The organism is Candidatus Clostridium radicumherbarum (assembly GCF_045310525.1).
Taxonomy (GTDB): domain Bacteria; phylum Bacillota; class Clostridia; order Clostridiales; family Clostridiaceae; genus Clostridium_AT; species Clostridium_AT radicumherbarum.
Genome location: NZ_JBJHZY010000001.1, coordinates 990,308 through 1,009,834 on the forward strand (window position 1 = coordinate 990,308; position 19,527 = coordinate 1,009,834).

16 protein-coding genes are annotated in these 19,527 nt (G+C 32.5%); 11 read left to right on the forward strand and 5 right to left on the reverse strand.

The window, feature by feature from the left end:
- Nucleotides 1-152: 152 nt before the first annotated feature.
- From ACJDUH_RS04835 to ACJDUH_RS04855, 5 genes are all read left to right on the forward strand, one after another.
- Nucleotides 153-962, forward strand: coding sequence for a VanW family protein (locus tag ACJDUH_RS04835; RefSeq protein ID WP_406764025.1), 810 nt, complete (start codon nucleotides 153-155; stop codon nucleotides 960-962).
- A 239-nt stretch (nucleotides 963-1,201) separates the two neighbouring features.
- Nucleotides 1,202-1,816, forward strand: a complete 615-nt coding sequence (locus ACJDUH_RS04840; protein ID WP_406764026.1) for a class I SAM-dependent methyltransferase — start codon at nucleotides 1,202-1,204, stop codon at nucleotides 1,814-1,816.
- Between the two features lie 232 nt (nucleotides 1,817-2,048).
- Nucleotides 2,049-3,170, forward strand: a complete 1,122-nt coding sequence (locus ACJDUH_RS04845; RefSeq protein ID WP_406764027.1) for a LuxE/PaaK family acyltransferase — start codon at nucleotides 2,049-2,051, stop codon at nucleotides 3,168-3,170.
- Nucleotide 3,171: 1 nt separating this feature from the next.
- Nucleotides 3,172-4,461 carry an acyl-CoA reductase gene (locus tag ACJDUH_RS04850; RefSeq protein WP_406764028.1) on the forward strand — a complete coding sequence of 430 codons (1,290 nt, stop codon included), beginning with the start codon at nucleotides 3,172-3,174 and terminating at the stop codon, nucleotides 4,459-4,461.
- A gap of 69 nt (nucleotides 4,462-4,530) precedes the next feature.
- Nucleotides 4,531-5,304: a GNAT family N-acetyltransferase gene (locus tag ACJDUH_RS04855; RefSeq protein WP_406764029.1), complete on the forward strand. Its 774-nt coding sequence runs from the start codon at nucleotides 4,531-4,533 to the stop codon at nucleotides 5,302-5,304.
- A gap of 107 nt (nucleotides 5,305-5,411) precedes the next feature.
- Here the strand turns inward: ACJDUH_RS04855 and ACJDUH_RS04860 are convergent, their stop codons facing one another.
- Together ACJDUH_RS04860 and ACJDUH_RS04865 are read right to left on the reverse strand one after the other, a co-directional pair.
- Nucleotides 5,412-8,060: a phosphoenolpyruvate synthase gene (locus ACJDUH_RS04860; RefSeq protein WP_406764030.1), complete on the reverse strand. Its 2,649-nt coding sequence runs from the start codon at nucleotides 8,058-8,060 to the stop codon at nucleotides 5,412-5,414.
- 22 nt (nucleotides 8,061-8,082) lie between these two features.
- The gene (locus ACJDUH_RS04865) at nucleotides 8,083-8,676 is read right to left on the reverse strand and encodes a TetR/AcrR family transcriptional regulator (RefSeq protein ID WP_406764031.1); all 594 of its coding nucleotides are present in this window, start codon (nucleotides 8,674-8,676) and stop codon (nucleotides 8,083-8,085) included.
- A 313-nt stretch (nucleotides 8,677-8,989) separates the two neighbouring features.
- Between ACJDUH_RS04865 and ACJDUH_RS04870 the strand changes: the two genes are divergently transcribed.
- Both ACJDUH_RS04870 and ACJDUH_RS04875 read left to right on the forward strand, forming a co-directional pair.
- Entirely contained in the window at nucleotides 8,990-10,081 is a 1,092-nt protein-coding gene (locus tag ACJDUH_RS04870) for a radical SAM/SPASM domain-containing protein (protein ID WP_406764032.1), read from the forward strand.
- A 692-nt stretch (nucleotides 10,082-10,773) separates the two neighbouring features.
- A complete protein-coding gene (locus tag ACJDUH_RS04875; protein ID WP_406764033.1) occupies nucleotides 10,774-12,309 on the forward strand; it encodes a hypothetical protein in 1,536 nt (511 codons plus the stop codon).
- A 197-nt stretch (nucleotides 12,310-12,506) separates the two neighbouring features.
- Here ACJDUH_RS04875 and ACJDUH_RS04880 read toward each other — a convergent pair whose 3' ends face one another.
- Both ACJDUH_RS04880 and thpR read right to left on the reverse strand, forming a co-directional pair.
- Nucleotides 12,507-13,121 (reverse strand): cysteine hydrolase family protein, encoded by a 615-nt coding sequence (locus ACJDUH_RS04880; protein WP_406765012.1) that lies wholly within the window; start codon nucleotides 13,119-13,121, stop codon nucleotides 12,507-12,509.
- A 177-nt stretch (nucleotides 13,122-13,298) separates the two neighbouring features.
- On the reverse strand, nucleotides 13,299-13,844 hold the full coding sequence (gene thpR, locus ACJDUH_RS04885) for an RNA 2',3'-cyclic phosphodiesterase (RefSeq protein WP_406764034.1): 546 nt from the start codon (nucleotides 13,842-13,844) through the stop codon (nucleotides 13,299-13,301).
- A 236-nt stretch (nucleotides 13,845-14,080) separates the two neighbouring features.
- Between thpR and msrA the strand changes: the two genes are divergently transcribed.
- Both msrA and glcT read left to right on the forward strand, forming a co-directional pair.
- Nucleotides 14,081-14,554, forward strand: a complete 474-nt coding sequence (msrA, locus tag ACJDUH_RS04890) for a peptide-methionine (S)-S-oxide reductase MsrA (RefSeq protein WP_406764035.1) — start codon at nucleotides 14,081-14,083, stop codon at nucleotides 14,552-14,554.
- A 154-nt stretch (nucleotides 14,555-14,708) separates the two neighbouring features.
- Entirely contained in the window at nucleotides 14,709-15,563 is an 855-nt protein-coding gene (gene glcT, locus ACJDUH_RS04895) for a glucose PTS transporter transcription antiterminator GlcT (RefSeq protein WP_406764036.1), read from the forward strand.
- Nucleotides 15,564-15,635: 72 nt separating this feature from the next.
- Here the strand turns inward: glcT and ACJDUH_RS04900 are convergent, their stop codons facing one another.
- Nucleotides 15,636-16,124 carry a PTS sugar transporter subunit IIA gene (locus ACJDUH_RS04900; protein ID WP_406764037.1) on the reverse strand — a complete coding sequence of 163 codons (489 nt, stop codon included), beginning with the start codon at nucleotides 16,122-16,124 and terminating at the stop codon, nucleotides 15,636-15,638.
- 428 nt (nucleotides 16,125-16,552) lie between these two features.
- On the opposite strand from ACJDUH_RS04900, the gene nagE reads away from it, so the two are divergent.
- Both nagE and nagA read left to right on the forward strand, forming a co-directional pair.
- Complete coding sequence (nagE, locus tag ACJDUH_RS04905; protein WP_406764038.1) at nucleotides 16,553-17,989, forward strand: N-acetylglucosamine-specific PTS transporter subunit IIBC; 1,437 nt, start codon at nucleotides 16,553-16,555, stop codon at nucleotides 17,987-17,989.
- A 229-nt stretch (nucleotides 17,990-18,218) separates the two neighbouring features.
- A complete protein-coding gene (gene nagA, locus ACJDUH_RS04910; protein WP_406764039.1) occupies nucleotides 18,219-19,385 on the forward strand; it encodes an N-acetylglucosamine-6-phosphate deacetylase in 1,167 nt (388 codons plus the stop codon).
- Nucleotides 19,386-19,527: the final 142 nt, after the last annotated feature.

The following is a 19,527-nucleotide window of genomic DNA, read 5'->3' on the forward strand; positions in this document are numbered from 1 at the left end:
CTAAGTATCTCGGTGTCGGCAATTAGAAACGTTAGAGGAAATGATATATTCATGAAAGTTATAGACCGCTTAAAGTATTTTATTAGAATGACTATTTTGATAGATACTTTGAGTAGATAATTTTCAATTTATTATGGAATAAGAGGATTAAAATGCAAAAGAAATTATTAAGTCAAAGACATCCAATATTTTATTTTCTAGCGGTTTGGTATAGACGTATAATTAGATACAAGCAGTGGTATTTTAGTTCTATCAAGTTTGCAAAGTTGAGTAATTTTAACAAACTGCCATATAGAGTTAAAAAACATCAATCAGTTTTAATCAGAAAATTAGGGGATAGCGATGTGCAACTACAGCTTAATAAGGTTAAGAACTTAAAGATAGCTATAAAGAAGATAGATGGAATTATCATCAGACCAGGAGAAGTTTTTTCATTTTGCAAAACGGTGGGGCTTCCTACAAAATTTAAAGGATATCTTCCAGGAATGGAGCTTTGTTTTGGTGAAGCAAGACCAGGAATTGGAGGTGGATTGTGCCAAATTGCAAATCTTTTAAATTGGCTTGTAATGCATAGCCCACTTACTGTAATAGAGAGGCATCACCACAGCTTTGACCCATTTCCAGATGACGGAAGGGTACTTCCCTTTGGTAGTGGTGCTACAATATTTTATAACTATGGAGATTTTCAGGTGAAAAATAATACAAGCTATACTTTTCAAATAAATCTTTGGATAACTGAAAAATGTTTAGAAGGGGAAATTAGGATAAATGAAAAACTTAACTTTGGATATCATGTGTTTGAGAAGAACCACAAATTTTTAAAAATTGAAGATAATTATTATAGGCAAAATGAAATCTGGCGAAATAAGATAGCTAAGTTTGAAGGTGGTAGGATTTTAGATACTGAGCTTGTCACTAAAAACTTTGCTTTAGTAAAGTATATTCCTAAAGAATTCAAATAGAAATAGTGTTTATATTTATGGAGTTAGTTCAGAACTATTTAATGATGGGGCACAAGCGTAGCTAAGTGGTATTCCTCAGAGATCCGGTTCATAAACGTCGGCGGCACGAGAATTTATATGAAATTTTAGATATAAGGAAGTCCATGTTTACGCATTTAGTGATTTTTGCATATAAACAATATATTGTAATTGTAAATATGGAGAACTAAAGATACTTTATTTATTCGGAGGTTATATAAATGGATTCAAACATAGTGAAATTTAATTTAAAGAAATATTATGATCAAGAAGCTGAACTAAGAAATTTATCTGAAAAAGAAGAATGGAAGAAGAATCAAAGAATTCGATTTTACAATTACATAAAATCAGAAAACAAAAGCTCTTTATTAGAAATAGGGGCTGGTACGGGAAATGATAGTCAATTCTTTATGGATTGTAGCTTAAGTGTTGTAGCGGTTGATTTATCAAGTGAAATGGTTAAATTGTGTAAAGAAAAAAATATAGAATCATATGAACTGGATTTTTATAATATCTCAAATTTAAATAAAAAATTTGATTGTATATGGTCTATGAATAGTCTTTTGCATGTGCCTAAAACTGAGTTACCGCATGTTTTGAATGAAATCAACTTGGTACTTAGCGAAAAAGGATTATTCTATATGGGTGTATATGGTGGTGTGGATACTGAAAGTGATTTTATAAACGAAGTAACCAATACTCCACGCTTTTTTTCATATTACTCTGAAAGTAAGATTAAAGAATTGTTAAGTAATGTTTTCGATATAATTGAGTTTGAACAGATTAATGTTGGAAGGAATACCGATTTCCAAGCCATAATTATGAGGAAGAAATAATTTTTAATACGTAACAGTATAAGAATGATATAAAAGGGCTTACTTCATATTCTTCTTATATTATGAAAGATATAATATGACATATATGTGGCAAATCTACGTATATAGATAGTATAAGTTCTAAAACATCACATAACAATATTTTACCACCTTGAAGGTGGATTTTTTTATATGGATGTGTGTAAATTTATGGTTTATAATCTATATATAGGTTAAAGTAGGGGGGATCACAGTGGCAACAGCAAGAGAAAAATTATTCTCTTATAAAAAAATCTATGATCAAGAAGGCAGCCAAGAGCTCTTTGTGGAGGCCATGAGAGAGTCTATTGAGCACCATAACAACAATTGTGAATTTTATAGGAAGTTTCTAGGTGAACAGGGCTTTAAAGCTTCAGATATAAAAAACTTAGAGGATTGTGCAAAAATCCCACCAATAACCGCTCAGTTTTTTAAATACCATGAAGTGCTTAGTATTAAAAAGGACGATGTTGAAATACATGCCACTTCATCAGGTACTCAGGGTCAGAAAAGTCAGATTTTCCTTGATAAGGACTCCTTAAGACTAGGAACAAAAATGGCTATTAGGGCTATAAGATATCATGGCTTTATTTCTATTATCCCTACTAATTATCTCATTTTAGGATATGAGCCGCAAAAAGGTAATGAAATGGGCAATGTGAAGGTGGCACTTGGGATGACACGCTTTGCCCCAGCAAAGGAAAAAGTATTCGCCTTAAGGTCTCTAGGAGATAAGTATGAAATTGATTATTTCGGAATTATAAATGCTTTTAAGCGCTTTAACAGACAAGGGCTGCCTGTACGCATACTTGGCTTTCCTTCTTATCTATACATGCTTTTAAAGATGATGAAGGATTCAGGAATGAAGCCACTAAAGCTTAATAAAAGATCAGTTGTACTGACAGGTGGCGGTTGGAAGAAATTTGACGATATGGCTATAGACAAGCAGGAGTTGTATGACATGGCTCAGCAGTATCTTGGTATTCCCTCTAAAAACTGCCGTGATTTCTATAGTGCAGTAGAGCACAGTGTCGCATATCCGGAATGTGAGAATCATCATATGCATGTACCAATATGGAGCAGAGTTATAATTCGGGATGTGAAAACACTGAAACCTTTAGGTTTTAATGAACCTGGTTTTTTAAGCTTTATAAGTCCTCTTGTATCTTCCGTGCCAATATCTTCTATAATTATGGGCGATATTGCAGTACTTAGAGATGGGAAAGACTGCGGTTGCGGAATTACAAGTCCTTATTTTGAAGTTCTAGGGAGAGCAGGCACCGCTAAAACAAGAAGCTGCGCTATTGCTGCTTCTGAATTTATGAAGGAGAATTAGCATGGATAATATTTACAGAGGAGAACCGATTTCAAAGACTGATTTTATTAAAAGATTATCCGAGGCCAAGGCAAGAATGGAAGAAGACCTTCTGCTTCCAAAGCTGTCTCCTGAAGTAGTAATTGAAGCAACACATACTTTAGCTGAGGAAATAGATCAAAGGGAGATAGTTAAGCAGCTAGTGTCCCTAGGAATACAGAAATGGGCTGCAGAGGAATATGTAAGCGTCACAGTTAAAAGCATGAGTAAAGGAGAACTGACCAGGAAACTGCATGCGGAGCTTGGCAAGGAACCTTTTGCGTGGAAGGAAGTTGGAAATGGTATAGAAGAGTGCAATTATCCACTTGGAGTAATAATGCATATTGGAGCAGGAAATGCCTTAGGAATTTCGGCTTTCAGTGTAATAGAAGGTCTCATGACTGGGAATATAAACATTTTAAAGCTACCAGATAATGAAGGAGGCATATCCTCCAGAATATTATTAAGATTGGCAGAAATAGAGCCAAGACTTAAGCCATATATTTATGTTTTAGATGTTTCGTCTAAAAATCAAGAAGTTATTAATCAGCTTGTTGAAATGGCAAATGCAGTAGTTGTCTGGGGATCAGATGAGGCTATAACTGCTATCAGACATCTCTCACCGCCATACTTGCAAATAATTGAATGGGGGCACCGACTAAGTTTTGCATACTTTACAAAGCATGCGCATGATGAAAAGGACTTGGAAGGCTTGGCACGGGACATATGTCTAACAGATCAGCTGTACTGCAGCTCTCCTCAATGTGTATTTTATGAAACTGATAAACCTAAGGAAATTGATGAATTTGCAGAGAGATTGTCACAAAACATAAAGTCTGTAGGAACACAATATCCTGCAGCAACCAGGCAAATTGATGTACAGGCGCAGATTACCTGGACTCATGAGCTTATTAAAACAGAAGAGATTCTAAAAGAAAAACGGCTAATAACAAATGAGGGAAAAGACTACGGCGTTATGATAGATTATAAGGCTGAATTGAAAGCCTCACCTCTCTTTCGTAATATATGGGTAATGCCTATAAGAAGGAAAGAACTATTAGCTATGTTAAGATTACACAAGGGGCATCTGCAAACAGTGGGTTTAAGCTGCAACAGTGATGAACTTGATGAATTGTCTAACATCTTTTACGCAGCTGGTGTTACACGTGTGGCAAGTTGTGGGTACATGTCTGTAAACTACAGCGGCGAGCCCCATGATGGAGTTTTAGCTTTACAAAGATACGTTAAGAGGGTTAACAGAAGGATGAAATAAAATAAGGCAATCAATAATCTATAGCTTTTATTGGATTATTTGCATTTTGTGCATGAGGAGGTTATGGAGATGTATCGTTTAAAAAAAGAAGAGATGTATAGAATTACTCCGTTTTTTGATGGTTGGAACGAAACACTCTTATGGTCTTGTTTGCAGGGTTATATGGGAAATGCCTGGGTTGATGATATTGATAATCCCCATTCAGCACAAATTATTACGGGAGATTTCTGCTTTTTTGCAGGTGTTCCGAATGTTGGGCTGGTAAAAAATATTCCCGAATATTTTTCTTCAAAGTGCATTTTAATGATACCACAAAATGATGAGTGGGAAGATCTGATTGAGCATGAATACAAAATAAACTGCCACAGGTTTATGCGTTATGCTATTAAAAAGGAACAAGATATATTTGATAAAGAAAAACTGCACTCATATATTGAAAAGCTTCCATCCCAATATAGCATAATGAAGATAGATGAGATAATATATAACAAAGTTAAGACAGAAGAGTGGTCAAAGGATTTATGTTCTCAATTTCCGACCTACAATGATTATGAAAAATATGGGCTTGGTTTTGTTATACTTCATATGGATAGGATTGTTTGTGGTGCGTCCTCCTATACTGTATATAGCAAGGGGATAGAAATTGAAATAGATACAAAAGAGGAATATCGCAGAAAAGGACTTGCACTTGTCTGTGCTTCAAAATTAATACTTGAATGCTTGAACAGGGAGCTTTATCCGAGCTGGGATGCAGCAAACAAAGGATCTGTAGCCTTGGCGAAAAAAATAGGTTATCATTTTGAAAAAGAGTATGCTACATATTCAATTACTAATTTCAGGTAAGATTAAACTGAAACCTTTGCAAGTGTTTGGAAATTTAAAGAGAATATTTTCAAGGGAATTCATTTTATGAGTTCCCTTGAATGATATTTTAAAATACATTTAAGAGTTTAAACTATTATGACAAATCCTGAATTGCCGTCAACTCTTATCTTTTGGCCTGTCTTGATTTTCTTTGTGGCGTCGGTAATTCCTACTACAGCTGGTATTCCATATTCCCTAGCAACTACAGTACCATGAGTAAGCAAACCTCCAACTTCCATTACAAGGCCAGATGCATTTATAAATAGGGGTGTCCAGCCTGGATCTGTATAAGGTGCAACCAGAATTTCACCTTTATTTAATGTAGCCTTTGAGGGGTCGGTGATTACCCTTGCTATACCTTCAATTACCCCTGAAGAAACTGCCATACCTGGTAACGCACCTTCAGGTAGGTTATCTCTCTTATAGCCAGCTTTGATTTCTTCACCATAGCTTGTAAGCACTCGAGGAGGGGTTAGTTTATTAAAATACTCATATTCTTCTTTTCTGTTCTTCACAAGTTTAACAAGACTCTCATTATTTTCAACTGCATTATAAAGCTCCCAAAAGCTTACATAGAATATATCCTTTACCTCTAAAAGTTGACCTTTTTGAACCAATACTTTTGCTTCCTCTAAAAAGGCTTGCTTATAGGTCAGAATAAACTTCATTATCAAATATTTAGGATGCTCTCTAATTGGCATATAGTTTCGTAACAACCTTATCATACGTCTTGCTATTTTGCCTTTTACTTTTCCGTGTTTTTCTTCCACTTCTCTTATGAATTCAGAGGAAGCCTGTTTAGCTCTCTCAATAGTCTCCTTATACTCTTTTCTGTGAATTCCCTCCTCAGAGGTATTAACTATAGCCATAATTGCTTTTGCCAGAGGCTGTGGGTTCTCTATCCACCTATCCTTAGCAATGTCTATTTCACCGGCGGCTCGCATATCGTAAATATCCATGAAGGCATTAAATTTCTTCTTAAATTCTTCATTGCCGGTTAATTTGTTTATTCTGGCGTATAATGTTATATAATCTTCACTGGTAAATTCTCTTATTAAATCAGGTGAGTTTCTAACAATGTCAGCTAGGTCACCAACCAAAAGTCCCATTTCTGTGGTTATGTTTCCCTCCAGACCTTTAACTATGATATCTGTATATTTACGTGTTCCTATCAGCTTTTGTTCAAGAGTTTCAAGAGCCTTAAAGCTTAACATCGCTGGAGCCATTATTGGTAGCAATACCTGAAAGTCATTATAAAAGCTAGCAGTCTTAAATATTGTTTCAAGTTTTTCTATTCCTTGCTTTGCTTTATTAATTGTTTCAGTTGTTTGTTTTACACGTTTGTCTATATAGAGTTCTATAAATTCCACAGTGCCCTCGGGTTTTTTATAGATAATATTTTTCATAGCTTTAAAAACTATGGGTATAAAATATTTTCTTAATGCTTTTCCTGAGTTGTTGTCCTTTTTAATTCTTGTTTCAAAATCAGGCTGGCTTATCAACTCTACTAAAGCTTTAGACATCAAGGCATCAGCATTACTTAGAAATGAAGATATAACCTCTTTAGGCTTTTTATATTGAAGAATATCGCTTAGATCAAGATATATCCTGCCTGCAGCAGACTTTACGATTTTATATTCTTCTCCGCTTCTTACCTCTCTATCAAAAGGCAATATCATTCTAAGCATGTCTATTCCAAGTGGTGAAATTGGAGCTGTCATAACCTGAAAATGGTTAAATGATATATAAACATGCAAAGCATCATCTTCTGGCAAAGGCTGCGGTAGAGGGAACAAGGAAGTAATAGCACGACTTTGAACTATATAAAGCTTTCCGTTTTCAAGACACCACTCTATATCCTGAGGGCTGCCGTAGTGCTTCTCTATTGCCATGCCTAACTCAGCCAGGCTTTTTATCTGTGAGTCCTGCAGAACTTGACTTATGGCTTTTTCAGCTGTTAATTCTACCTTTTTGGTACCGCCACCTTCAACAGGTATTATAGCTATTCTTTTCTCGGCAATTGTTTTATTTTCAATTTGAGAACTGCTTTTATTGTATTTATATATATCCGGTGATACCAATCCTGAAACAAGAGCTTCACCCAGACCGAAGCTTGCATCTATGGATATAATCTTTCTGCTGCCTGATATAGGATCGGCTGTAAACATGATTCCAGATACATCAGGCAGTACCATTTTTTGAACAACAACCGACATATGAACCTTTTCATGCTCAATCTTATTTTGTATTCTGTATATTATAGCTCGATTAGTAAATAGTGATGCCCAGCAGTTTTCTACGGAGTCTAGAAGTTCTTTTTCTCCCTTAATATTGAGATATGTGTCCTGCTGACCTGCAAAGGAGGCAAAAGCTAAGTCCTCAGCTGTGGCGCTTGACCTGACCGCATAATAATTGTCTGCTCCTGTTTTATTAATTGACTTTATTATTTCCTTCTCTATATGCTTAGGTATTACTGACTGTTTTATTTTCTCTCTAATTTTTTCACCAATTTGGTTTATATTCTCTAGACTTGCATCTTTAATAACTAAAGCTATAAATTCTAACAGATTGTTATATTCTATAAATTCTTTATAGCTTTCTGTTGTTACGCAAAATCCATAGGGTACCGGGAAGCCTGCGCAAGTCATTTCACCTAAGTTTGCACCTTTCCCTCCTACCAGAAGCAAATCTTTTTTATCTGTTTCATCAAAGAATAGAGTATACTTTTTTTCCATGATTATTCCATCCCCCTGATAATTATAGCTTTGTACCGTTTAAAAATAGCTCGATCAACTGAGACTTTAATACATCCATTTCTATTGGCTCTTTTACGTTTATGTTTGAAAGAAAATAGTTAACTGTTAAAAGCTGAAAAGTTCTTGTAATTATTATTGCTGGTATATCTGATCTAATTTCTCTTTTGTCCTGTGCTTCACTAATTATCTCCAGCATTATATTTTCAAATCCGCTTCGATTTGGGTTATCTAAGGGATCGCTGCTAAAAAGCGTTTGCATCCTGTATCTTAGGTAGACGGTTGATAATTCCTTATCCTTTTCCATAATAATTTTATTAAAGTCCAGCAGGCTATAAAGTTTTGTTTTTAAGTCTTCGCAATCAGCAATAGCTTCTTTAATCCCTATGCCGTAATTTACAATAGTAGACTGAAAATATCCAACCAGAATGGATTCTTTATCTGGAAAGTAATTGTACAAGGTACCTTTTGACACATCGGATTTTTCGGCGATTTCCTCCATGGAGGTTTGGTTAAAACCCTTTTCTTTGAAAAGGGGCACAGCGGTATCTATTATGCTGCTTCTGGTTTCTTCCTTTTTACGCTCCCTTCTATTCATAGCTTTAATACTCCTAATTTAAATTTAACTATACTTAGTATAAAATTATACGGTGTATAATCTTATAATATGTTTGGTTTTATAAAAAGTCAAAAATTTTCACTTCATTTCGAATATCTTGCTTTTGAATCTATTATAAAAAAATTATCAGACACAATAATAATCTCAATTTTAAATAATATAATAAAGTGGTTACAAAATATTTTATAAACTTCTTAAATTGCCTTTTGAAACTCAATTTTTACTAAAACCGTCACATTAGCACTTATTTCTTATACAATAGGAGTATGGAATATTTTTAGGAGATGATTCAATGGCTGTAAAATTTGACTTATCTGAATACATGAATAAAGAAATTGAAAATATTGTAAAGGACATAATTAAGGCAACTCTTACAAATCCAAAAGAAACAGCATTTATTTTAAAATACGCCTTAGCAAGCAAGGAAGCTATAAAGAGGAGGGACAACCTCAAAAGTAGAGGAGAAAATGTTCCTGCATTTTTGATTTCAAGTATAACAAGTAATTGTAACTTATTTTGCAAAGGCTGTTATGCTAGGGCAAACAATTTTTGCGGTGAAGGATTGAAAAAGGAGCATTTGTCTAGCGAAAGGTGGAAAAGCATATTTGAAGAAGCTAGAGATTTAGGCATTACCTTTATACTACTTACGGGTGGAGAACCTTTAATGAGAAGAGATGTTATAGAAAAAGCAGCTGCAATAAAAGAAATAATGTTCCCAATATTCACTAATGGAACTATGCTTCAGAAAGAATATATAGAGTTATTTGATAAAAATAGAAATATTGTTCCAATACTTAGTATAGAAGGCGAAAAGGTACAGACTGATGAAAGGCGAGGAGAAGGTACCTATGAAGTTTTAATGAATGTAATGGACACACTAAATAAAAAAGGTATTTTATATGGTGCCTCCGTTACAGTAACAACTGAGAATGTTATAATTGCAACTAGTAAAGCTTTTTTTGAAAAACTATATAACAAGGGCTGCAGAGCGTTTATTTTTGTAGAATACGTTCCAGTTACTGAAGCAACAAAACATCTTGCTCCAACTGATTTAGAACGGAAAGTGCTGGAAGAAGAACAGCAAAAACTTAGAAGGCAATATGAAGATGCTATTTTTTTATCCTTTCCTGGTGATGAAAAATACTCAGGTGGATGTCTTGCAGCAGGGAGAGGTTTTTTTCATATTAATGTAGACGGATCAGCAGAACCTTGCCCATTCTCACCCTATTCTGACACTAACTTAAATGACTGCACCTTAAGAGACGCCTTAAAGTCTCCATTGTTTATAAAACTTGATGAATCAGGAATGCTCATTGGAGATCATGATGGTGGATGTATTCTTTTTCAAAAAGAAGAGGCAGTTAAAAAATTAGTAAATGACTGAGTACTTATATTGATTAGCGAAAGGCTTTTTTAAAATTTCTTATTAAAATAAATTTTATTAATTTAGCAGTTTTTAAGCTGCTTTATTTTTTACATAATTTCTGCAAGTTTTATTATAAATAAATTTAAATAATGGCTTAGATACTACTACAAAAAAAGAAAAAAAGTAAATAAAGATTATGCTAGCACTAATATAAATAATTTATCATATGTATATAATCTTTCGACCATATACACACAAATCACTACTTATAATAATGGTTTGCTCCACCATATAAAATATTTACACGACATGTTATAACCTCACGGCTACAATACATCATTACAACACCTTATATGATGTTATCTCAACTCTATACAATAAGTTGGAATATTATTATGATAAAAGCTTTAGCATCGACCATAATAATACTTTTCCTAACTATATAGAATTTAAACAATTGCAGCTACATTCAGCTTTAATTGCTCCCATATATAGCTGCAGTAAAAGCATCTATATACTTTGTTATAATCTTTATTTACTTCTGATATTATCTTAACCAATATAAAGCTAATAATACTAGTAATTTTAACCAATATAAATTTAAAAACTTACTATTCTCAATTCCTTAGGCAATATGTTACAATATTCCTATAAACTTGAGTAAAAACTACAAATTTATATATATAAATGCTAATACTTGGAGGTAAGAAATGATTTGTGACAGCTGCAAAAGTGAATTCGATAATATAAATGGCTTAAAATTCTGTCCTTATTGCGGAACTATGCTTGAAGAAGCTGCTGATTTAAAAACTCAAAAACTTACTGAAAAAGCTAACGAAGAAACTGCTGCAAAAGGTATACATGATACAGCCAAAATGCCGATTATAACTAAGGAACAAATTAATAAGTATAAAAGAGAAAAGGCAATTGAAGTAGTAAAAAAACCTTTTAAGAATTTAAAAGTGGTTATACCTATAATTACCGTAATACTTTTTATGGCAGCAATTGGTGTTGGATATACATATTTTTCAGGCAGAGTTGTAGATGATTCAAAAATACAATCTGATCTTATAGGTAAAATAATAACCCTTCCAAAGGGGACAAGTTTTGAAATAAAAAAAGGTTATATAAAAAGTTTTAGTATTGCTCTGAGAAATACAAATAAGACCGAGAAAAAAGATGATATTAAAGCAGCTGTTACCTTAAACAATGGTATTATTGAGGTAAAGACTTTTTTGTCAATGCAATATATATTAGACGAGAATAAAAATTGGATTATAAATAATAAACCAAGCCTTGCAGGAGATACTTCTGTGAAACCTGTCATTGGAATGGATGAAAATCAAATAATTGAGGGAGTTAAGAAATTAAGTATAAGCATCGGTGATACTACAAAAGTACTAAATGAAGCAGATGTGAAAACACTTAAAATAGCGTCAAGAACACCGGATTTTGATAATTTAAAAGAAACGGTACTTATTGATGCAGGTATTGACAGCGGACTTATAGCAGCATCAGGAAAAATAAAGTGCTCTCTTAATTTTGAAAATGAAGCTTGGTCAATAACTGGCATTGAAAGAAACAGCAGTGATGATTTTGTCTTACAATTATCACCGACTTTTTCTCAGGATAAATTACTTGAGCAAATTAAAAAGGAACCTTTAGATCAAACTGTAAGCAATCCAAATGTTTTTGGAGGAAAGAGCTTTTATATAAATGACAGTTTTACTAAAAGCATGGATATAACAGATAAAAGCTTTGATGCACAAAGCAGAGCTTTAAATGTAACAGTTAAAAGACAAAATACAGCAGGGGCGGTAATATTGGTTTTATCAACAGATTATTCCTATGAATTATCCTTTGATAAAATAAAACTGTTAAAAAAATCAAAAACAACAGCTGACAATGTTACAATCTCAGACATATCTAAAGATTATATTATATCAAGTATTGTAAATGCAAAAATTGAAGGCGCAAATGTATTTTTATGGTTTTCTGATAATCATGTAATAACTGCAGACGAAGCCCAAACCTTTAAAACAAGTAAAGTAGCCTCACCAAAAGGAATTGAAAATGCAAAATATGCCTATGGTACAATAACTTATAAAGACGGTAGTAATACAAAAACTACTAATGTTGTGACTGTGTATTTCCTTGTGTATGACAGCTCTAAGGGCTATTCCTGGAAACTGGATAGAGTAGTTGGTGAAGATTCACCAAATTATAATTCCTACATCATTAAATAGCAGTAACTATAAATAATTACAATAAACTAGCAGCTTAACGGTAGATTTAGGAGCAGCTGTCATAAAGAAGCAGTGATAAGAGCAGGGTTTGGTTGACCACCAATTAGTTATAAAATCTAATTGGTGGTTTAAATTTTTTATAATTTATAATTCAATTTAATTTTATCAGTTTTCTCTATATTCATCATAAAGTATAACTAAAGTAAAAAATTAATTAAATTAACTTTACTTAACACTGCCTTATCTCTAGTTCCTGGACTATTAAGCATATGCCAAGCAGTATATTGCTCAGAGTATAGAATATTTGCAGTAGACATGCAGTCAACTGGAACAATAACATTGAAACCACGGAAGGCGGCACTAGTGGCTGTGTGCAGTACTGCACCATTAGCTGCAAAGCCTGTAGCTATAACAGTTCTTATGCCTTTCTTGTGAAGTATTTCTTCTAAATTTGTTTCATAAAACTTATCTACATTTGATTTCACAATAGGATCACCAGGCATAGGAGCTAATTGCTTTGTAATATCCTGTGGATTTCCTATATGAGTAAGACTATAGACAACCAACATATTATTTTTACGTGCTTGTATAAGTAATTTATTGATATTAGATATTGATGCGGTGCAGCGAGGATTTTTACATATAGTGGTCTCCATATCTAATATTAGTAGTGCACTAGCTTTAGGATCAACTGAAACTGATTTAAGCTCTGGAGCAGGTGGAGCTGAGACTGTATTCCATAGATCGATAATTGTTTTATCAGTTTCATTAGCTCTATAGTGCAATGAATCATAATACCAATTATAATTGATATTGTAATTACCTAAGCCTTCAAATAATTCACCATTATAAGGACAAAAATATAGCACAATAATCCCCCTTAATTAAGTTTATATTATTATATGTAATGTAATATACAAATGAATATCATTATTGTATATTTTGTGGAAATATATCAAAAATATTTTAAAATAATAATTGTACTCTTATTACTTTAGGCTTACCACTTTTAGTGGGACATAAGTTAACTTCCCATTTATCCTTTTACTTTCCATCAATGTGATACTATTTACTGGAATCTCCATTTGGTGATCTAAATTAAGTGAGGTTGCTATTTCAACTATTTCTTTATTTAATATAACTTGCCTACCAATAGTTATATGGGGCTTAAGTGGCTTTTCATCATAGGTTATACCTTGATTTTTAAGGTTAAAGCATAATTTTTTATGAAGACTTCCCAGCTTTTCACTATATTTTGTTCCAACCCATAATATATTAGAATTACCTTTATTAAAGTTTCCTAGTTTATCAATTGTAAGGACGAAGGGAGTAAATTTTGAAGCCAAATTTTCCATGGCGTTAATTACCCTAGGAACATTTAATTCTCCTAGTTCTCCAAGAAAAGCTAATGTTATATGAAAGTTATCTATATTTGTAAATGACCCTTTAATGCAATAGTTCTTCAATTCAATTTCTATATTTTCAAGGTAAGCTTTTATATTTTTCTCAAAGTCGATGGCTATAAATAATCGCATTTTATCACACTCCTATAACATTATTATAGTCATATTTCTCCTAAGGATTTAACTTAAATAAATTTAAAATAAGAAAAATAGTAATATCATGAAGAAAGTTATGGTAGTATCTAATTATTAAATATTGTTTGCTTATATTTCAAAATAATAAATATTAAATTTGGATTCCTAAGTCAATAATAATAGTACCCTTTGATAGCTTAATAGAAAAATTAAATAAAGGAGTGTGATAGCTAATGAAGGAGATAGTTTTGGCAGGAGGCTGTTTTTGGGGAATTGAAGAATTCCTTTCTAGAATAGAAGGAGTTTTAGAAACAGAAGTGGGATATGCAAATGGAAGAACTCCAAATCCAAGCTACGAGGATGTATGCTATAAGAATACAGGTTATGCTGAGGCATGCTATATTAGGTATGATGAAAAAGAGCTGAAATTAGAAAAGCTTTTAGAAAAATTCTGGAGTGTAATTGATCCAACTACTTTAAATAGACAGGGACCAGACCTTGGAAGTCAATATAGAACAGGAATTTACTATATAGATGAATTAGATAAGGAATCTACAATAAAAAGTAAGGAAAAAGAACAGTTAAAGTATGATAAAAAAATTGTAACTGAGATTAAGCCCTTAGAAAATTTTTATAAAGCAGAGGAGTATCATCAAAAGTACTTGAAAAAGAACCCCGGGGGATACTGCCATATAATATTGGATTAAATACAGAAATGATTCTCTTATTTCACTTCACATGTAAAAGTGATCTTTATGTATATATTTGGAATTGCACCTTTACAATAGTGCTGCTACTAAGGTATTATTTATATAATAAGGGGCATTATTTTTAAAATCATAAAATAAAAAGGGTGAGAATATGAGAATCACTACTGATTCAGCTGACATTGTAAAATCTTTTAATAATAATATAGTTTCAATACAAATGAATGGTGTAGAAAAAATACTTTTTGGGAAAGGTATTGGCTTTGGAAAAAAGCCTGGAGATAAACTTCCCAAAGGTACTGAATACGAAAAAGTATTTGTTATTGAAGATGAAGATAACTTAAGGAATTTTGAGCAGGTAATAGAAACTGTTGATGAAGAGTTTTTAATGTTATGTGAGAAAATGATAACTTTTATTGCAAATGAGTTAAATGAAGATTTGGATGAGAGAATCCATATTGCCTTGGTTGATCATTTAGATTTTGCAATAAAAAGACTGGCAAATGATGAGATCATAGAAAATCCATTTATTATGGAGATAAAAGCCCTCTATTCAAGAGAATATGCCTTGGCTGAAAAAGTTTCAGAGATAATGCAAAAGGAAATTAAGGTTAATATTCCTGAGGGTGAAATTGGATTTATAGCTCTACATATTCATTCTGCAAGAAATAGCGGAAAGCTGTCTAATACAATAAAGAGCACTTATTTAATAAATTCTATTGTTGAACAAATAGAGAAAGAAATCAAGGTAAATATAGACAAAACTACTTTAGATTATGCCAGATTTTTAACTCATTTAAGGTTTGCAATTAAAAGAATATTAATAAATATAGCTATAAAAAATGATTTTATTAAAGAAATAAGATCAAAGTATAAGCTAGCTTATAAAATAGCGAAGAATATTTCAAAAATCTTAACTGAACAATTAGAGAAAGAGGTTTCAGAAGATGAAATAGCTTATCTAGCTATGCATATTGAAAGACTAAGATTGGCAACACTTGAAAAATAATGAATAATATAAAAACAGCTAGCAAATTTTGGGGTGAATTTGCTAGCTGTTTTTTATTGAAGTTTAATATTTTTATAGGCTGAAACTTATAATTTCATCTTTTCCAGCGGTGACATCCTTATCAAGATTTGTATTTAAATCTTTTATTAAATCCATATTAGTAATTAATACTGGAGTGATTAATGAATAGCCTTTACCTAAAATAACGTCTCTATTTAATTTTATAATAGGTGTTCCTGCTTTAACCTTTGTACCAGCCTCAGCTAATTGCTGGAAGCCTTCCCCATTTAGAGATACGGTATCAATTCCTATATGAACTAATAGCTCAACTCCATTTTCAAGTGTTAATCCAAAAGCATGCAGAGTTTTAAACACTAAGGTTAATTCTCCATCACAAGGGGCAACTATTATATCCCCAGTTGGTTCTATAGCAATTCCATCACCAGCTAATCTTTCAGAAAATACAGGATCTGGTACTTTAGATAAATCTATTGTTTTACCGCTTACTGGCGCAACTAAATTTACTTCTTTGGTTGAATTCTTTTTTAAAAAATTAAACATAACATATTCCTGTTAATAAGGAATATTCACATCCTTTCGTCACTTTATTTTATTGAATAATTATAACAAATAAAAAAAGACATAAGTTTTCTATAACAGTAAACTCATGCCTGATTTAACAGTAACATATTTACATTTTTTATTATATTCTTTTAAATTATTAGTGTCAATAATTTAAGAAAATTTAAAAGTTTATTAAAAATTTTTTAAAAAGGTATTGATTAAAAGCAAAATATAGGTTAGTATAAGAGTATAAAAAATAGAAAATGTTTTCAAGCGTGTAACCGATTAAATTTGGGCATTAGCTGAAAAGGATAACGAATTATTTGTCCTTTTCAGCTTTTTTTATTTCTATTAATAAAATAAAACTGTATTTAAGGATGTAATAATCCTTAAAATAAATAATTATATGGAGGGGGAACCTTATTATGATGAAATTTCTACAAAGACTAGGAAAATCATTAATGCTTCCAGTAGCTGTATTACCTGTTGCTAGTATATTAATGGGTATTGGTTATTGGATAGACCCTACTGGATGGGGAGCAAACAGTGTAGTATCTGCTTTCTTATTAAAAGCAGGTGGCTCACTAATTGACAACATGGGAATCTTATTTGCAATTGGTGTAGCTGTGGGCATGTCAGATGACAATGACGGTACAGCTGGACTCGCTGGTCTTGTATCCTGGCTTATGATCACAACATTACTATCTCCAGCTGTAGTTGCAATGTTTAAACACGTTGATGTTAAATTAGTTGATCCAGCATTTGCTAAAACTCAAACTCAATTCATCGGTATTACAGCAGGCTTGATTGGTGCTTATTGCTACAACAAGTTTAAACGCACTAAATTACCAGATGCATTAGGTTTCTTTAGCGGTAAAAGATCTGTTGCTATAGTAACAGCAGGAATGTCAATTTTAGCAGCCCTTATATTATTCTTTATATGGCCTGTAGTTTACGAAGGACTTGTAACTTTCGGTAAATCAATAGTATCAACTGGTGCTATTGGAGCAGGTATCTATGCATTCCTGAATAGATTACTAATACCAACTGGTCTTCATCACGCACTTAACTCAGTATTCTGGTTTGATGTTGCTGGAGTTAATGACCTAGGTAATTTCTGGTCAGGTAAAGGAACTCTAGGAGTAACTGGTATGTATATGACTGGATTCTTCCCTGTAATGATGTTTGGTCTTCCAGCAGCTGCATTAGCTATGTATCATACTGCAAAAGACAAGAAGAAGAAAGTAGTATATGGCTTATTAATGGCTGGTGCATTATCATCATTCTTTACTGGTGTTACAGAACCATTAGAATTTGCATTTATGTTCTTAGCTCCACCTTTATATTTAATACATGCAATTTTAACTGGTATTTCTGCAGCTGTATGTACACTATTACCAATAAGAGCTGGCTTTAACTTTAGTGCAGGTTTCGTTGATTGGTTCCTAAGCTTTAAGGCTCCAATGGCTCAAAATCCATTAATGTTAATACTAGTAGGTTTAGTATTTGGAGTAATTTACTATGTAGTATTCCGTTTTGCAATTACAAAATGGAATTTAAAGACACCTGGTAGAGAAGATGATACAGATGATGAAGAAAATGTAGTGCTTGCAAACAATGACTTTACTCAAGTAGCATCTATTATATTACAAGGTGTTGGAGGAAAAGAAAACGTAACATCAATAGACAACTGTGTAACTAGATTACGTTTAACAATTAAAGACCAGGCAGCTGTAAATGAAAAAGTTATAAAGTCTGCTGGCATTGCTGGTGTAATCAGACCTGGTAAAAACAGTATTCAGGTTATAGTAGGAACACAAGTACAATTTGTAGCAGACGAGTTTAAGAAATTATGTAAATAAAAATAAACTGATGTTATAAAATTAAAATAACCTCGACAAGTAAAATTACTTGCGAGGTTATTTTTACAATTATCATAATACTCATTAGCCCACTAACTAAATATGAAAATTATCTTTGAAGGTTTAGAGTAAAATTAAATTACTTAAAGCTTTTTTAAGTATGATATAATAAAAATGTAGAAGAACTACGGTTATACCATAAAATAAACAATAAAGGTGGTAATTACTTATGGATGAAAATTTAATTTGTATAAAAAATGGTAAAATTATTTTAGAAGACCAAGTTTTAGAGAATAAGGTCCTAATTTTCAATGATAAAATAGTAGACATATTAGATGAAGAATGTTTCAACAAACAAGAACTATCTAATAAAGTTTCAAAAATTATAGATGCTGAAGGGAAGTATGTTTCTCCTGGATTTATAGACGTTCATATTCACGGCTCTGGAGGAAAGGACACTATGGACGGTGAGATTTCAGCACTGAAAACAATTAGTGAAACCATAGCGCAAAATGGAGTTACTGGATTCCTGCCTACTACCATGACTATGTCAAAGGAAAAAATATACGAGGCATTAGATACAATAAAGCTTGCCAAGAAGGAAACCATAAATGGTGCAAAAATTCTTGGTGCACACATGGAAGGCCCTTTTATATGTGAAAAATATAAGGGTGCTCAGCAGAAAGACTATATAATTAAGCCGGATTTTGAATTTATAAAGGACTATGTGGATTTAATAAAAATAATTACTATGGCGCCAGAAGAGGATCATGAGTTTAAATTTATTAAAGAAGTAAAAAAAGATACAGATATTGTTTTGTCCATGGGACACACAAATTCAGATTTTGAAACTGCAATGGAAGCAGTAAGATATGGTATAAGCCATGCAACCCATACCTTCAACGCTATGACACCTTTTGGACATAGAAAGCTGGGAGTTGTAGGTGCAGTGCTTAGAAGCAATGTAACCTTTGAAATAATTGCGGATACTATACATCTTCATCCAGAAATTTTTCAAATTATGCTAAATGCTAAGGGTAAGGACAAAATGATTCTTATTACTGATTCCATGAGAGCCGGCTGTATGAAGGATGGAGATTGGGAGCTTGGAGGCCAGAAGGTAATAGTTAAAAACAATTCTGCAAGACTTGAAGATGGAACTTTAGCAGGAAGTATTTTAACCTTAAATAAAGCAGTTTTAAATATTCTTAAGTATACTAATCTTAAAATTTATGAAGCTGTTGCTTTAGCAAGCTTAAACCCAGCAAAACTAATTGATGCAGATAAAACAAAAGGAAGTATTAAAATAGGTAAAGATGCTGACTTAGTAATATTTGACGAAGACATGGATGTAAGCTTAACTATTAGTGAAGGTAAAATTATCTATAGTAAGTAAAATCATTTTGCCGTTTATCATGACTATTCTGATTTTAAATTGATGAGCTTATTATACATTAGATATCATTAAAAAAATTAAGAAGGATATTAGTGCAAACACGCTGTACTAATATCCTTTTTTTAAGTTTACTAAATTAATA

Bases quoted from the DNA above. Each gene is read 5' to 3' on its own strand.
- ACJDUH_RS04850 (WP_406764028.1), top strand. From the start codon at position 3,172: ATGGATAATATTTACAGAGGAGAACCGATTTCAAAGACTGATTTTATT.
- glcT (WP_406764036.1), top strand. From the start codon at position 14,709: ATGAGAATCACTACTGATTCAGCTGACATTGTAAAATCTTTTAATAAT.
- ACJDUH_RS04875 (WP_406764033.1), top strand. From the start codon at position 10,774: ATGATTTGTGACAGCTGCAAAAGTGAATTCGATAATATAAATGGCTTA.
- ACJDUH_RS04870 (WP_406764032.1), top strand. From the start codon at position 8,990: ATGGCTGTAAAATTTGACTTATCTGAATACATGAATAAAGAAATTGAA.
- ACJDUH_RS04860 (WP_406764030.1), bottom strand. From the start codon at position 8,060: ATGGAAAAAAAGTATACTCTATTCTTTGATGAAACAGATAAAAAAGAT.
- nagA (WP_406764039.1), top strand. From the start codon at position 18,219: ATGGATGAAAATTTAATTTGTATAAAAAATGGTAAAATTATTTTAGAA.
- msrA (WP_406764035.1), top strand. From the start codon at position 14,081: ATGAAGGAGATAGTTTTGGCAGGAGGCTGTTTTTGGGGAATTGAAGAA.
- ACJDUH_RS04855 (WP_406764029.1), top strand. From the start codon at position 4,531: ATGTATCGTTTAAAAAAAGAAGAGATGTATAGAATTACTCCGTTTTTT.
- ACJDUH_RS04865 (WP_406764031.1), bottom strand. From the start codon at position 8,676: ATGAATAGAAGGGAGCGTAAAAAGGAAGAAACCAGAAGCAGCATAATA.
- nagE (WP_406764038.1), top strand. From the start codon at position 16,553: ATGATGAAATTTCTACAAAGACTAGGAAAATCATTAATGCTTCCAGTA.
- thpR (WP_406764034.1), bottom strand. From the start codon at position 13,844: ATGCGATTATTTATAGCCATCGACTTTGAGAAAAATATAAAAGCTTAC.
- ACJDUH_RS04840 (WP_406764026.1), top strand. From the start codon at position 1,202: ATGGATTCAAACATAGTGAAATTTAATTTAAAGAAATATTATGATCAA.
- ACJDUH_RS04900 (WP_406764037.1), bottom strand. From the start codon at position 16,124: ATGTTTAATTTTTTAAAAAAGAATTCAACCAAAGAAGTAAATTTAGTT.
- ACJDUH_RS04835 (WP_406764025.1), top strand. From the start codon at position 153: ATGCAAAAGAAATTATTAAGTCAAAGACATCCAATATTTTATTTTCTA.